A 15,001-nucleotide genomic window follows, 5' to 3' on the forward strand; every position below is an offset into this window, starting at 1 on the left:
GAATCTGCCCTTCGGACTTGAAATTCACGTCTACAAGCACATTGTCGTCATCCACGCGGACGATTTCGCCCTTCGTGATAGAGCCTTCCTCAAGATCGCCGAAATCGGGATTGAGGTAGTTTTCAAGAGCACTTTCGAAATTGATTTCGGTGTCGTGCCCGGTTTCAAAACCTGCCATATGTCCAGCCTCCAAACATAATTTCCCCATAACAGGGAGGTGACTTATTATCAGGATTTCATCAAAAGAACAAGAAAAAAGAAGCGCCAAAACGGCTTTGGAAGCCGAAAATACGGCATTTGAACAGTGCAGAAAACCGGCTTTGCGTGCGGCCTGAGAGGGGGGTGGGCTGCCAACCCCTGCCAACCGGGGGTCACAGGGTTTGCGGTGCTTGACTTTTGCTGGCGCATGCAGTGTTTTAAAAAAGTCGGCGGGGAATTCCGTGCAAATCGGAAACAGTCGCGCTGCGGTAAGAGGGAGCGAAGCTTCATCGCTCCGCCATGGGCGGAGTGCAACAGCCAGTCGTGCAAGCGGCGAAGGCGAAGCGTAGGCGCGGGGCACAGGCCCCCATTGCCCTCAAGTCCGAATATCCTCCGGCATTTCAATCACTTCAACCTGTCAACGCGCCATTGAGGAGGTTGCCATGCTGCGTAAAGCGCCGCATTCCATTCTGTATTTTTTCACCCGCACCCTGTTGCCCATTTTGTTGCTCTGCGCCGTATTGGGTACACCTGTTGCGACCACTGCCGGTGAGCCTGAGGCCAAAGCGCCTGCCGCCGTGCCCCAGGGCAAGGCTGGCGTGCTGCTGGTGGCCTTTGGCACCAGCGTGCCCGAAGCCCTCGTTTCCATGAAGGCCGTGGATGCCGAATTCAAGTCGGCCTTTGCCGGGCAGCCCGTGGTGTGGGCCTATACATCGCAGATCATCCGCAAAAAAATCGCCGCCGAGGGGCATCCCGTGGGTGGCATAAGCGATGGCCTGGCCCAGCTTGCCAGCTCTGGCGTCAAGGTTGTGCGCGTGCAGTCGCTGCACGTCATGGCGGGCGAGGAATTCAGCGCTCTTGAGCGTGCCGTGCTCATCGATCTGCAAAAAAATCCGGGCCGCTTTGAGGCTGTGTACCTTGGCCGCCCCATGCTGGAATCAAAAAATGACGCTCAGGAGCTCATCACGGCCATCAGAAATGACGTTAAATCCCTGCGCGGCAAGGATGCGGCCCTGGTGCTCATGGGCCACGGCCAGAGCCACGGGCGCGCCGATCTGACCTTTGAGGGTACACGCGCCCTGTTCCACGATGCGGACAAGCGCGTGTTCATGGCCACGGTGGAGGGCGCGCGCAGCGTGGATGATCTGCTGGGCGAGCTCAAGGCTGCCAAGGTGAAAAAAGTGGTCATCGAGCCGCTCATGCTGGTGGCGGGCGACCATGCCCGCAACGACATGGCCGGTGACGAAGACGATTCGTGGGCCTCAAAGCTCAAGGCCGCAGGATTCAAGGTAGAGGCCAATATCAAGGGCCTGGGCGAAATCGCGGGTGCGCGTGCCATACTGGTACGCCATGCATGTGAAAGCGCCGATGACCTGACAAAGGAACCCAAAAAACAGTAGCGGGCGCAGCCCGCACGGTTTTATGGCTTTGGGCCGTGCAAGCCGGGACAGCGCGTCCGGCCTGCGCGGCTTTTTTTGTGCGGCCCTTTTTGTGCGGCTTCGGTTTTTTTGTGGGGGATTGATTGCTGCGGCGCGGGGCGTTGCGTGCAGAAGATGCGGCTGTTTATCCTAGCCCTGCCGGGCCAGCAGCACAGCCAGCGCACCGCCCTGGGCCGCAATGGCTGTCAGCAGGGCCAGCCATTGCCACCAATGGCGCAAAGCCTTGGGGGCAGCGCCCACAAGCAGCGCGATCATTCCCTGAATGGCCCTTTTGAGCGGCCACAGCAGGGCCAGTGCTGTCCACACCGATGCGCCAAGCGTATAGCCTTGCAGTTCCTTGATCTCCCACAGCCCCGCCAGCGAAGCGTACAGATCGACCTTGCCCGAATTGTAGGCATTGCCAATGGCCTCCAGCCTGTCCAGGGCCGGGCCGTCGGTAAAGCTTGCGCCAAGAATGAAAAAGATTGTCACAAGCACGAGAAAGAGCAGCAAAAAAAGGCCAAAGGTGCGCATTTGCCAGCGCGAGTGCTCCATGCCCACTACATCGCCCCAGTGGCGCGACAGCATATGCAGGGGAATGGCCAGCAGCGGTACAGGCACAATAAGCAAGCCCAGCCCCGGTTTTATCAGGGTAAATGCTCCCCCGGCCAGCATGATGTAGCCAGCCAGAAAAAGAAGGGATGTGGCTGTGGCGGCAAGGGGCATGCGGGCTCCTGTGTCGGCGATTCAGAACATAAGGAAATGGGATATCTTGCTGTAAGGGTATGTCAAAAGCGGGTAAAGGTCTACGCGGGGGGGCGTGCAAGGTGCGTTTGGTGGCGGTGCTGGCCGCACCGCGCAAGAACGCAGAGAAAGAAAGGCCAGTCAGCGTTCGGGCTGGCTGAAAATCTGGGGCAGGGCGTTTGCCGCAGCCCGGCAGGCGGGGTCGTCGGGGTCAAAGCAGCAGAGCAGGGCGCACCATGATCCGCCGTTGCTCTGGCGGGCCACGCAGGCTTCAAGCTCTCTGCTGGGGCAACCGCCAGCGGAGCGCATGTCTGGCAGGGCGGCGCGGCAGTCGCCTTCAATGCGCAGACACTGCGGCTGTGCCGCCGGAACATGCCGGGCGCACCATGCGGGGCTGTCTGGCTGAATAGTTTCGCGGGCCGCAACCGCACCGGGCAGCAGGCACTGCGCCACAATACAGACGGCCAGCAGGTGCATGACTCCCCAAATTGCGGTCATGGCAGATGTGCAAAAGGCGCAGGGCACAAGCCCCGCGCCCGTATGGCTGATCTGTTTTGCCACGGCTCAGCGCTTGTCGATGACGCGCTTGGACTTGCTGAATGTGCGCGGCAGGCTGGCGTAGTCGGCCACGTTGACAGAAACGCGCGCCATGATGGCCTTGTGCAGCCTGTTTTCCAGCTCGCGGGCCAGAGATTCGTCGTTGCCCGCCGTCTGCCCCTGGCCGCGTTCCACGGTGAGGGCCAGGTGGTCGAGGGCGCGTTCGTCGCGGGTGAGCTCCACCTGATATTCGCCGCCAAGTTCCGCGAACTGGCCGATAACTTCCACAAGCTGGCCGGGGTAGATATTGACGCCACGGTAGATGAGCATGTCGTCCGAGCGGCCAAGGATGCGGTCGTGGCGCGGCATGCAGAGCCCGCACGAACATTTGCCCGGCAGCAGACGCGAAAGATCGTGGGTGCGGTAGCGCAGCAGGGGCACGGCCTCCTTGCTCAGGCTGGTGACAACCATTTCGCCCACCTCGCCCTCGGCCACGGGCTGCATGGTGGCGGGGTCGAGCACTTCAATGATGAACAGGTCGGCCCAGTAGTGCAGGCCCTCGTGGGCGTCGCAGTCGATGGCCGTGCCGGGGCCGTACATTTCGGTCATGCCGCCGATGTCGTAGCAGCCCTCAAGGCCCAGCTTGCTCTCGATGGCAAGGCGCATTTTTTCGCTGCGGGTTTCTGAACCACAGACCATGCGGCGCAGTTTGATCTTGCTGCGCAGATCGGCGCGTTCCACTTCTTCGGCCAGCAGCAGGGCCATGGATGCCGTGGCCGTAAAGCCGGTGGCCCCCAGATCCTGCAAAAGCTGCAAGTGCATCTCAAGGTTGCCCGGCCCCACCGGCACGGTGAGCATGCCCACCTTTTCGCTGCCCGCCTGAAAGCCCGCGCCAGCCGTCCACAGGCCGTAGCCCACGGCAAGCTGCATGCGGTCTTCGGGGGTAAAGCCCGCAAGCTCGTAGCAGCGGGCAATCTGAAGGCCGAGGGTGTCGATATCGCGCTGGGTGTAGGCCAGAATTTTGCGTTTGCCCGTGGTTCCGCTAGAGGCGTGGATGCGCGCCACATCGCGCGGGGGTACGCACAAAAGGGGCAGAGGGTAGCCCTCGCGCAGGTCTTCCACATCGCTTGTGGGCAGACGGCGCAGATCGTCGAGGCTTGTGATGTCGTCGGGCTTCAGGCCGCAGGCTTCAAGCTTTGCCCTGTACTGGGGGGCGTTCCAGGCCTGGCGCACAGTGTAGCGCAGGCCTTCAAGCTGTTTGCTGCGGATATCCTCATCGGTGAGCTGGGGAATAAAGCGGTACGACATGAAGCTCTCCTGATTCCATTATGGTCATGGGCTTGAAAAGAAAAATAAAAACCACACTGCGGTTTTTTTGCGCCGCAGGCAAGCCCAAAGGGCGCTCTGCCCTACAGTTTGCCGCCCAGTGCAAAAACATCTCGCACCGCAAGCATGCGCGCGGCGGGTTCGGCATTCTTCTGTTGTTCCAGCGCCAGCATGAGCAGCACGCGGGCCTTGGCGGGCGAAAGCATGCCGCCAGGAACAAAGCCCTCGTATTCATCGAGGGGGGTTACGGGGCCAGAGCCCGTGCGGCTGCACCGTATGACGGGTATGCCCCCGGCAATGGCCTGCCGCAGCTCGTGGCGCACGGCATCGGGCATGGAGCCGTTGCCCATGCCAGCCAGCACTATGCCCGCGCTGCGCTCCATGGAATAGCGCACAAGATCAACGGGCATGCCCGCGCAGCCGTAGATTACATCCACGCGCGGCAGATTGCTGCAACCGGCCAGCCCGGCAAATGTTCCTGCCAGCACGGGATTCTCTTCGCCGCCGTAATAGAACTGCGGCTCGCCGTTGATAACCCTGCCGAGGCAGCCCGATTCCAGCGCGCGGAAGGCCTCCACATCGAGTGTGGCAACCTTTACCGCCGTGCGGGCCGAGAGCACGCGGCTGTTCATGACCAGCAGCGCACCTCGTGCGCGTGCCTGCGGGCAGGCTGCCACGGCCACGGCATCGCGGATGTTGATGGGGCCGTCGGCACTCAGCGAGGTGGCCGGGCGCATGGAGCCGGTAAGCACCACAGGCTTTGGGCTGGAAATGGTGAGATGCAGATAGAAGGAGGATTCTTCCAGCGTATCCGTGCCGTGGGTGAGCACAAGGCCGCAGGTGTCGGGGTCTTGCAGCGTTTTTTCGCACTGCGCACCCAGCGTGGCCCAGTGCTCCGGGGTGATGTTTTCGCTGGGCAGATTGCCGCACTGCACGCTGGTGATGCGGGCCACGCCCTCGATACCGGGCAGATTTTCGAGCATGCGGTCAACGGTGAGTACGCCCGCCTGATAGCTGATCTGTTCAAGCGGCGTGGGGGCAACGCCCGCAATGGTTCCGCCAGTGGCGATAAGGGCCACCTTGGGCAGGGAAGGAGAAGTGTGTGTCGTCATGGTCATTCCTGAAAAAAGTGCCCGCAGTTTGCGGCGATGTGCGCAACGTAGCGCAAGGCGGCGCAAAAATGAAGCGTCACGCTTGTGAACAGGCGCGCGCGGCTTGGATTTGAAAAAACATTGGTGTAGCGTGCCGCAATGGACAAAAAGAAAATATTACTCGTGTCGTTGGGGCATTTGTCGTGCGATATCAACGGCGGCGCGCTGCCCGCCATACTGCCGTTTTTGCGGGCGGCATACGACCTTAGCTATCAGGCAACCGGCGGGCTCATGTTTGCCTATGCCTGCCTCTCGTCCATGATCCAGCCTCTCTTTGGCCTGCTTTCCGACCGCTTTTCCAAGCCCTGGTTTATTCCTTTGGGCGTTTTGCTGGCGGGCTGCGGGCTGGCTGCCATTGGCTGGATGCCCGGCTACTGGGGCATTTTTGCGGCCATTGGCCTCAGCGGCGTGGGCGCGGCCCTGTTTCACCCAGAGGGCGCACGTTTTGCCAACGCGGTTTCGGGGCAGAACAAGGGAACGGGCATGAGCCTGTTCTCCATTGGCGGCAACGGGGGCTTTGTGCTGGGGCCGCTGCTGGCAACCGCCTGCCTTGGGGCCTTTGGCCTGCCGGGAACAACCATTTTTGCCGTGCTGGCCGTGCTGACGGCTGGAACGCTGGTGTGGTCCATCGCCCGCATGGGGGCCACCAAAAAAACGGCTGCCGCTGGCGGCAAGACTGCCCCGGCCACGGGCGCAGAAGGTGAAACCCCCGGTGAAAACAACTGGCGCGAATTTTTAAAGCTCACGGTTTCCATTGTCACCCGTTCCATCACCTTTGTGGGCTTCAATACCTTTATTCCCCTCTACTGGGTGAGCGCCTTTGGGCAATCCACGGCCACGGGCGCCATGGCGCTGACATTCTTTTGCGTGTGCGGTGTTATCAGCAATTTTTTTGGCGGCATGCTGGCCGACAAATTTGGCTACCGTGCTGTTATCCGCGTGGTATTTGCGCTTATGCCGCCGGTGGTGGCGGGCTTTAGCCTGAGCAGCAACCTCTACGCTGCCTGGGCCCTGCTGCCCCTGCTTGGCTTTGTGCTGTACGCGCCCTTCAGCGCCCAGGTGGTGCTTGGGCAGCAGTATCTTGCCAAGAATATCGGCTTTGCATCGGGCATCACCCTTGGCCTTGCCACAAGCCTTGGCGGCGTGGTGGCCCCGCTGCTCGGCTGGATTGCCGACCATTACGGCATGGCCGCCACATTCCAGTCGCTGGCGGCGCTCTCTATTGTGGGTGCTGTTTTTGCCTATCTGCTCAAGCCCGTGACCGTTAAAAAAGGAAAGTAAGCATGAACAGCAAGCAAAAAGCAGAACCCCCTCATGCCGGGTTTGCCCTGACGCGCCAGCTTTCGCCCATCGGAACCGTGCGTATCATTGAGCGCGGGCAGCATATTGTGCAGCTTGACCTGGGGGGCAAGGCTCCCTTTGAGCCGCTGGTAAATGCCGTGGAGCAGGAAACCCCCCTGCTGTTGCTGGCTTTTGACCAATTGAGCGGGTATCTGGCTGGAGTGCGCAAGGAATTTGATCTGCCTCTTGCCCCGGTGGGCACGGTCTTTCAGCGCAAGGTGTGGGATGCCCTGCTGCACATTCCCTACGGCCAGACCCGCAGCTACAGGCAGATTGCCGAGGCCGTGGGCAGCCCCAGGGGATTCCGCGCCGTGGGCATGGCCAACAACCGTAATCCCATTGCCGTGTTCATTCCCTGCCACCGCGTTATCGGTGCGGATGGCAAGATGGTGGGCTACGGCGGCGGTGTGGATATCAAGATAGCCCTGCTACAGAGAGAAGGCTGCCTGTAACCACAGATTTTTGCCGGGCAGCCACCGTGCCGCTTTTCGGGCCGCTCCCAGTTTGGGGGTGGCCTTTTTTATGGTCGCTGTTTCGCCGTTCCTTGAGTTGCCCTGTGTGCGCGAATGGCTGCTACCAATGTGCATAAAGTTTTTAACTTGCTGAAATTAAATATAATATTTAAGCACGCAAATGTGCGCAATCTTGCTGCCCGTCATGGGCCGCCGGTGTGTTGCCTTGTGCGAAGCGGATTGTAGGTAGTGTGCGTAAGGCATGATTCGATGCGTAGAAACTGTGCGTAACTCTGGTAATTATCTGTAATTTTTAACTTTGTTTTGAACAAATAAGGGGTTTTGCATCTCTACTCCATCTTTGCGCCGGTTTGTGAGCACTATACGGATGTGCGGGCGCAAAAAAAGCAGCCATATGGTGGATGGGGCTCTACCATGCTGCTGCCTGCTGAAAGCGCGCCCGAAAAATCGGACTAAAAATTGTGCGTAATTATGTTATCATGCTGTAATTACAAATTTAATTATGTGGTCAAACTGTTACTAATGCGGTGAGTGGGTGGGGAGGTTGGGGCTGCCGGGCAGCCGTTCTTGTCTGCGCCCGGCCTTAAGCCCGCAGGGGGCGCACTGGCAGCAGCGGCCCCAGATCAATGCCCGCAGGGCTGACCATGGCGCGGAAGGGATACATCTCAACCCCGGCGTGCAGGGCTTGGTAAAAAAGGGCGGCGTAAGCCGGATCAATAAAATCCGCCGGGGCAAAGCACGCGCCGTCTGGCCGCTGCACAAGGTAGAACATGGCCGCCCGCTCGCCGCAGGCCACAATATCCATAAGTTCACGCAGATGCTTTTGCCCGCGTTCGCTGGCCGCATCAGGAAAGCAGGCCGCGTCGTCCTCAACCATGGTGACGTTTTTGCATTCCACCCACAGGGGCGGCAGGCCGGGGCCGGTGAGCAGGCCGTCGAGCCTGCTCTGGCCGCGCTTGGCCTCGCGCACAAGGGTGGTGTAGCCCTGGGCAAAGGGCAGGCGATGGGCGTGAAAGGCCGCCTCAAGCATGCGGTTGGGCGTGCTGGTGTTTACGCCGACCCAAAATCCATCAGGTGCGCTGTGTGTGCCTTGCGGTAATTGCGGCACGGCCCTGTGCGCCAGCCACACGCATTCCTGTGTGTATTTGAGCTTGCGGGCGGGGTTGCTGGCCGGGGATGCCAGCACCGGCGCGCCCGGCAGGCACAGGCCAAGCATGCTGCCCGAATTGTTGCTGTGTACCCACAGATCGGCCCCTTCGTGCTGCAAAAGCACGCTAAACCGTTTGCGGCGCTGCACAAAGGCCGCCACGATGCAGTGGAGCGGCAGGGGCAACAGGGGCGCAGCCGTGCTGGCGGCGGGCTGGTTCATGCCCGCATGTTTGCTTTCAGAGCTCATTTACACCCCGATGTGAAGCTGCTAAATACAGCCAGTTTATGAGTACGCCTGCCGATTGCGGGTGCGTTGCATACGCCAAGGAGCCCCCTCATGCAGATTTCAGACCGTCTGAGCAGTATCAAACCTTCTCTGACCCTTAGTGTCAACAGCCGCGCCCTTGAGCTCAAGGCTCAGGGTATTTCTGTCACCAGCCTTGCCGTTGGCGAGCCGGATTTTCCCACGCCCAAGCATGTTTGCGAGGCGGCCAAGGCGGCCATTGACGACAATTTTTGCCGCTACACCGCCGTGCCGGGAATTCCCGAACTGCGCAAGGCTGCGGGCGCGTATTTTGAAAGAAATTACGGCGTGCCGGTTCCCATGGAATCCATTGTTATCGGCGCGGGTGGCAAGCACTGCCTTTATAATTTCATGCAGGCCATGCTCAACCCCGGCGACGAGGTTCTTGTGCCCGCCCCCTACTGGCTCAGCTATCCCGACATGGTGATGTTGACCGGCGCGGAACCCGTGCCTGTGCTGGCCGGGCCGGAGCAGGGTTTTAAGGTTACGCCCGCCATGCTTGAGGCGCACACCACCGACAAAACAAAGCTGCTCATTCTCAATTCGCCCAGCAACCCCACCGGCGCGGTCTACACCGAGGCCGAGTTTACGGCCATTATGGATTGGGCCATCGCGCGCGGGCTGTTTGTGCTCTCTGACGAAATTTACGACCAGCTTGTTTTCGCCCCTGCCAAGATGACCAGCGCCATCGGCTGGTTTGCCAAATATCCCGAACAGGTGGCCGTGCTCAACGGTCTTTCCAAAAGCTACGCCATGACAGGCTGGCGCGTGGGCTTTTTGGCCGCGCACCCCCTGCTGATCAAAAAGATTTCGGCCATGCAGGGCCACAGCACATCCAACATCTGCTCCATCGCGCAAAAGGCGGGCCTTGCCGCCCTGACCGGCAGCATGGAGTGCGTGGACAAGATGCGCGAGGCCTTTGTGCGGCGGCGCGACATGGCCATGAAGGTGATTGAAGGCTGGCCCTTTGCCATCTGCCCCAAGCCCGACGGCGCGTTCTACCTCTTTTTGGACGTTTCGAAGTGCTATGGCGGCAGCGTGAGCAACTCTACCGACCTGGGTACCCTGCTGCTCGACAAGGCCCACGTGGCCGTTGTGCCGGGCGCGGCCTTTGGCGACGACAAGTGTATCCGCTTCTCATATGCCGTGGGCGACGATGTGCTTATGGGCGCGCTGGAAAGCATTGGCGCAGAACTGGCCAGGCTGGCGGCAGAGCCGAAGTAGGCGGTTTAACAGGGACTGGAAAACCGCGAAAACAGCCGCTGAAAAAAAATTGCATAAATGTATTGACAGTTAGGCCAGTTTTCGTCATTCTGCTTTTCGCCGTGGGGCTGTAGCTCAGTTGGGAGAGCGCTTGAATGGCATTCAAGAGGTCAAGAGTTCAATTCTCTTCAGCTCCACCAGATATTTAAAGGGCTTACGATGAAAATCGTAAGCCCTTTTTCTATTGCCATGCGTTTTTGTGCCATCTCTGTGCCATATTTTTCAGTGAAGCAACGTGACCATCTCTGATTGATTGGGAACATAGCTCTTTTTCCCCGTCTCAATACCTCTGCAGAAATCTGCGCCTCAAGGATTCAAAAATCCCCCTCCGCATCACGCCATCCCACAGCGATTCCTCCAGACATGCCCACAGCCCCCCCCCCTCATAAAAAACTCAAGGGTAAATTCAACAAATAACGCTAGTTAGCGTAAAAGTTGCCCCATTCTGTCACTAGGAAAGCAACTCATTTTTCCTCAATCTGTGATCGTAGAACGAATTTGAGGAGAGATGTATGGACGCCCACCCTGATGACCATAACCTGGACGACATCCTTATCGAAGCAGCAATCACGGGCCTCGAAACTTCAATGCCCGCTGTATTCGCTCGCCGGGAAATCCCCAAGTATGTCGGCGGCTCGCTGACCGTCGGCACCCTTGCCAACCTCGGTAAGGATGGTCCGCCCTACTTCCTGGTCAACAAGCACGCGACCTACGAAAAAAACTCTTTCCTGAAATGGTATCGTTCGCAGATCAAGAAGGCAAGGTGATTCCTGATCGGCCTTTTGCCGACGAGCTAATTTTTAACCACGTCTTGAAAAAGCGTGCTACCACTTGAGGTTGATATGTCTTGTGAAACCCCAAAAACAATGCAGGGAGCCAATCAAATGGAAACAGAAAATCAGAACGGAACAATCATGTCCAAGGATACTTTTGCAGCAGTCACGGCCATCCAACAGGAAATCCACGCCATGTTGCAGCTTCCCGCAGAAGATCTGAACAAGGTTTCTCGCCTTGAGTTGCAGTTGGACTGGAAGCCCGTACTGACCGTAAACATTCATCCCAAGAACTCCTAATCATAGACGGATGGGCAGGTGTTCCTGCCCATCCGTCTATGGAGGATATATGTTCGATTACAAAAAATTATTGCACAAGGCTGTGAGCTCGGGCAAGCCCGTCTCAGAATCTAGCCCGTTGTTTGTGGATGCTGATGTGGCAGACGCCGTTTCCAGCATGACCATTGACACTGTTGCCCAATATGCACCTTCTGCCCGTTACAAGAAGCAGAAGTTGCCTCCTAGCGACTATCGTACCCCACCTTCTCACAAAGTTCACACGTCTGCCACATTGCAGCGCCTTGCCACAACGTGGTCCTATGTGCAGAAGCCATCGGTGCCCAAGGGCTGCCTGAAACTGGCTGGAAAAATAGATTTTTCTCCTGCCTTTCTAGCCGCACTTGGCACAGCGAATGCTACCGATATCCACGGGCTTGAAAACATGCTGACCCTTGAGAATGTTTTTGAGTCTCTTATCGAACAGGAAGCCTCCCATCAGTTTCGCGCTGGCAGAAATAGCCATCTTCAGACACTCATGGGCATAAAAGAACATGGCTTATTGGTTTCTGGTTCCGTTGGAAATGATGGTGCGCTGCACTGGCATCTGAACCATGGCAAAATCAAGGGATCGTCATGGACTGCTTTGGTGGGCAGCGTTTTGAACCTGTCCAGAATGGATTCTCTGGCGACCCTTGCGAGTTTCCTCAATATGAATTTTGACAATCTCTATCAGCTTTCCAGCACAAAACATGCTGCAGAGCTTCATACAGGTTTGTGCCCGGTTGACGAGGTGCCTACGCACCTCCATCTGCGGAGTCTTCCAGCAGGAGGTGCCTGTGCCGATCTGGTAGAGAAGGTGTATAGCTACGGGCATGCCGGGCAGATAATCGGTGCCATTCTACGCTACCGTTTGAACGGCAAGGACTTCTGCCTGCCCGCCACCGTTGGGCGGAATGTTCTCTGCGTGGGCAAATTCAAGGCCACAGCCCATTGGCTTGATCAGCACCTTATGGACACGCAGCCTTACGCCACCCTCGTGCTCTGTCAGGACATGCGCACCGCCCTGGCTTTCAGACGCATGATGCAGAAAAAAAGCGAAGGTGAACCAACGGGAATCATCGTCACGGCCCACCTGGGCAGTGATCTTTCCGTTTTGCCCTCAAATTACCTGCATGGGCGTCATGTGGTATTCGTACCTGCCCCGACCAAGTACGATTTGGCTATGGTCAAGCTGTACGAGAATATGGCCGCTCAGGTCAACGCACTGAGTTTCAAGGTATATAAAGGTTTTTTGCTTCACTCAGCCCCCCATTGCACGTCATCCGAAGAAGTGGCGGGCATCAGTGAGCTGGAATCACAACTGTTGGACGCTTCTATTGTTCTTGAGGACTGGGAGCGGCCTTCGTTGCTGGTCAAATACATCACGGAGCGTTCTGTTCCGTATGCCGAGTTCAAGGCATGGGGCCACCGATTGGGCCTCTTCAAAACTACAGAGCAGGATTCCAGCGGAATGACTACTTCTGCTAATAATCTTGTATTATTTCAGCCCCAATCCGGCTCTGCCGCACAGCAATCTGCCCACATCACGGACGTTGACACTTCGCAGGTTTTTTCACCGGGTGGTATTGTTCTACTGCACGGTTTGAAAGATGCAGGAAAAAGCATGTTTTGCTTTGCTGCAGCCAAGGCGCTTATCACAGGGGAAAAACTGTTTGGCCTTTTCCGTTCTGATAAGACAGGCAAAATTGTGTATGTGGACAGCGAAACGCCACAAGCCCTTCTTGCGGAACGCCTGAATCAGTTTGGTCTTGCTGGGGAAGTGGGACAGCGTTTGTTCCTGCTCTCGAAGTTTGATCATGCAGTCCCGGACTACGCCTTTTCTCTCACTGACCATGTATTCCGTGACAAGCTGGAAAACACCTTGCTTGAGCGTGGCTGCCGTTACCTTTTGCTGGACAACCTCACTTCGCTGATGGATGAAGGCAGGGTCTACCAAAGCAGTGTGGTCAGCGGATTTTTTCAATGGGTTGAAAAACTTCAACAGCAGCACGGCATTTGCACTATTTTGGTACATCATACCCAGGATGATGCCAATGCAGGCACGGGATCAGCCAAGGCGCGCGGCAGTCAGGAGTTTTCCATCCGCGCTCATACGGAAGTTGTTCTGATCCGGGCTACGGAAATCCTTGAAAAAAGACTCGGCACTGAGGCCGTGCTGCAGGCAGCAGCGTGTGATGGCCTGACGCTTGGGGTCTGCTTTAAAGTCTGCAAGGCGGCCTGCGTGCTGCAGAAAAAGACATTCTGGCTTCATTTGCCGCTGGGTGCATCCCAATGTCGTTTTCTGGGTGTAACCGGGGCAGACGGGCATGAGGTTGCTTATTCCCCTGCCGCTGTGAAGGGTACCGATCTCACGCCTGCGACATCCGCGGGGCCTGACCGCGAAGAGGATGGTCTGGCTGGTCTTAATCTGTCTCAGGATGAACAAAAGGTGTACGCATATATTACGGAGCGTAAAACGGCTCAGACCGGTGCCATCGGCACTCTTTTGCAGTGCCAGGAGACAAAGGCCAGGTCCATTTTGAAAAGGCTTGAAGCTGTTGGCCTTATTGAAGCCTTCGGTAAAGGGCCAACAGCAGGCTACAAGCTTTCCACCTGTTATGCGGAACGCACAGCGCACTAATCCCATTGTGACAGTGCTTCATGAAGTGGCATGGGGAGACCAACCCCATGCCACTTCATGACTGTAGCATCTACCTTGTATGCCTCGCGGCCCCTCGCATAACCCCTCGTTGGGGCTGCCATAACCCTCGAAAACCCCTCGCATAACCCTCGTTTTATCACACGTTTATCCCCCGCGAGGGTTATCAAAATTACTAACAATCAACAATTTCAGCATGTTAAGCTAGCATTTATTTCCTATGGCCGGGTAAAAAATCGTCATTCTTCAAGCATAGCCTCGGCAGTCGTTGATGCCAAATGCCCCTGTCCCCTTAGAGGGGGGGGGGGAAGGCCCTTTTCATCGTTCGTTTGAACCAAAGGCCCATTGTCAGAGGGGCAGTACCTGCGGGGGCAGCTTCGCTGGTCTTCGGCATGCCTGCAATAACAACTACACCGATGAAACAGCATCTACCGCCATCGAACTCATGGGGTCATCCAATCTCATTACTCCGCACCCAATGATATGCAGAAGCTAATTCCCTCAAACTCACATGTCAGATTTAGCTTGGTTGGCTTGAGGCATTTAACTTAAACGACTTGATTCTCTGTAATAACAACGAAGGTATGATTGTAGTACTTCTATAAGAATATAGAAGCATAAGAATATAGAAATATTATAGCTATAAGTATTACAGCTATGCCACAACAAGTGGCATAGCTAGAAATACAAACATGAGAACGATATAGATATGTGAACACAAAACAGTAAGCAAGAAGAAACACAGACAGGAGATTCAAATGAACAACATAAACTTTAGACCTATGATGCACGATGATGACCATAGCCTGCATAGACCAACTATACGTGACAATCTAGCAACACTCCTTACGGAGTACGCAACGTTACATAGCAAAACAATGGTTATTCGGTTTGATGTAACCTACCCCAAAATGTTTAAGGCTATCGAAGACAATAGCGACATATCAGCTCTCATGAAGTTGTTGATTCAACAGTGTTCACGTAAAGGAGTATCCCCAGCGTATTTCTGGGTGAGAGAGCAATCTCTTAGAAGCAACAACCAACACTATCACTGCATGCTTTTGCTCGATGGTAACAAAACTCGTAGGTACTATCCCTACATTGAAGCAGCAGAAAAAATGTGGGGCAGAATACTCAATGTGGATCCTCACGGATTGATCCACTATTGCAATCAATCCCCTGAGGGCAACAGGCAAGCTAATGGCATCATCCTGCGCAGCGATGACCCCAACTACGAAGACAAGATTGATACCGTTGTCCGGCAGGCCATGTACTTGGCTAAAGACCACACCAAGGGGATCTACAACGATGGTGTTCGTGATTTCGGCATGACACGTTTGGCGAATA

At 56.6% G+C, this 15,001-nt stretch carries 13 protein-coding genes, 1 tRNA gene, 1 pseudogene and 1 riboswitch; of the genes and pseudogenes, 9 read left to right on the plus strand and 6 right to left on the minus strand.

The annotated features are described in order from the left end of the window. Window positions 1-178 (minus strand): annotated as a pseudogene (locus ACE3NW_RS11500) (30S ribosomal protein S1); the annotation flags it as partial. 205 nt (window positions 179-383) lie between these two features. Then, window positions 384-611, plus strand: a riboswitch (cobalamin riboswitch). Between the two features lie 30 nt (window positions 612-641). Here ACE3NW_RS11500 and ACE3NW_RS11505 point away from each other — a divergent pair. Further along, window positions 642-1,598, plus strand: a complete 957-nt coding sequence (locus ACE3NW_RS11505; RefSeq protein ID WP_374283528.1) for a sirohydrochlorin cobaltochelatase — start codon at window positions 642-644, stop codon at window positions 1,596-1,598. 168 nt (window positions 1,599-1,766) lie between these two features. On the opposite strand, the gene ACE3NW_RS11510 is transcribed toward ACE3NW_RS11505, so the two are convergent. From ACE3NW_RS11510 to ACE3NW_RS11525, 4 genes are all read right to left on the minus strand, one after another. Beyond that, a complete protein-coding gene (locus ACE3NW_RS11510; RefSeq protein WP_374283530.1) occupies window positions 1,767-2,342 on the minus strand; it encodes a hypothetical protein in 576 nt (191 codons plus the stop codon). A 159-nt stretch (window positions 2,343-2,501) separates the two neighbouring features. After that, on the minus strand, window positions 2,502-2,921 hold the full coding sequence (locus ACE3NW_RS11515; RefSeq protein ID WP_374283532.1) for a hypothetical protein: 420 nt from the start codon (window positions 2,919-2,921) through the stop codon (window positions 2,502-2,504). 3 nt (window positions 2,922-2,924) lie between these two features. After that, on the minus strand, window positions 2,925-4,205 hold the full coding sequence (locus ACE3NW_RS11520) for a phenylacetate--CoA ligase family protein (protein ID WP_374283534.1): 1,281 nt from the start codon (window positions 4,203-4,205) through the stop codon (window positions 2,925-2,927). 101 nt (window positions 4,206-4,306) lie between these two features. Further along, on the minus strand, window positions 4,307-5,335 hold the full coding sequence (locus ACE3NW_RS11525; protein WP_374283536.1) for an asparaginase: 1,029 nt from the start codon (window positions 5,333-5,335) through the stop codon (window positions 4,307-4,309). Window positions 5,336-5,473: 138 nt separating this feature from the next. Here ACE3NW_RS11525 and ACE3NW_RS11530 point away from each other — a divergent pair, with 138 nt between their 5' ends. Beyond that, a complete protein-coding gene (locus tag ACE3NW_RS11530) occupies window positions 5,474-6,655 on the plus strand; it encodes an MFS transporter (RefSeq protein ID WP_374283538.1) in 1,182 nt (393 codons plus the stop codon). Between the two features lie 2 nt (window positions 6,656-6,657). Further along, window positions 6,658-7,167 (plus strand): methylated-DNA--[protein]-cysteine S-methyltransferase, encoded by a 510-nt coding sequence (locus ACE3NW_RS11535; protein WP_374283540.1) that lies wholly within the window; start codon window positions 6,658-6,660, stop codon window positions 7,165-7,167. A 604-nt stretch (window positions 7,168-7,771) separates the two neighbouring features. On the opposite strand, the gene sfsA is transcribed toward ACE3NW_RS11535, so the two are convergent. After that, a complete protein-coding gene (sfsA, locus tag ACE3NW_RS11540; protein ID WP_374283542.1) occupies window positions 7,772-8,584 on the minus strand; it encodes a DNA/RNA nuclease SfsA in 813 nt (270 codons plus the stop codon). Between the two features lie 90 nt (window positions 8,585-8,674). Between sfsA and ACE3NW_RS11545 the strand changes: the two genes are divergently transcribed. The 6 genes from ACE3NW_RS11545 to ACE3NW_RS11570 form a co-directional block, all read left to right on the plus strand. Beyond that, the gene (locus ACE3NW_RS11545) at window positions 8,675-9,865 is read left to right on the plus strand and encodes a pyridoxal phosphate-dependent aminotransferase (protein ID WP_374283544.1); all 1,191 of its coding nucleotides are present in this window, start codon (window positions 8,675-8,677) and stop codon (window positions 9,863-9,865) included. A 103-nt stretch (window positions 9,866-9,968) separates the two neighbouring features. Continuing rightward, window positions 9,969-10,044: transfer RNA gene (locus ACE3NW_RS11550), tRNA-Ala, on the plus strand. A 372-nt stretch (window positions 10,045-10,416) separates the two neighbouring features. Continuing rightward, a complete protein-coding gene (locus tag ACE3NW_RS11555; protein ID WP_374283546.1) occupies window positions 10,417-10,671 on the plus strand; it encodes a hypothetical protein in 255 nt (84 codons plus the stop codon). Window positions 10,672-10,788: 117 nt separating this feature from the next. Beyond that, complete coding sequence (locus ACE3NW_RS11560; RefSeq protein ID WP_374283548.1) at window positions 10,789-10,977, plus strand: hypothetical protein; 189 nt, start codon at window positions 10,789-10,791, stop codon at window positions 10,975-10,977. 49 nt (window positions 10,978-11,026) lie between these two features. Then, window positions 11,027-13,636, plus strand: coding sequence for an AAA family ATPase (locus tag ACE3NW_RS11565; RefSeq protein ID WP_374283550.1), 2,610 nt, complete (start codon window positions 11,027-11,029; stop codon window positions 13,634-13,636). 776 nt (window positions 13,637-14,412) lie between these two features. Next, a partial coding sequence (locus ACE3NW_RS11570; RefSeq protein WP_374283552.1) for an inovirus-type Gp2 protein occupies window positions 14,413-15,001 on the plus strand: 589 nt, incomplete at its 3' end.

It is taken from the genome of Desulfovibrio sp., from assembly GCF_041907885.1.
In the GTDB taxonomy this organism is placed as follows: Bacteria; Desulfobacterota; Desulfovibrionia; order Desulfovibrionales; family Desulfovibrionaceae; genus Desulfovibrio.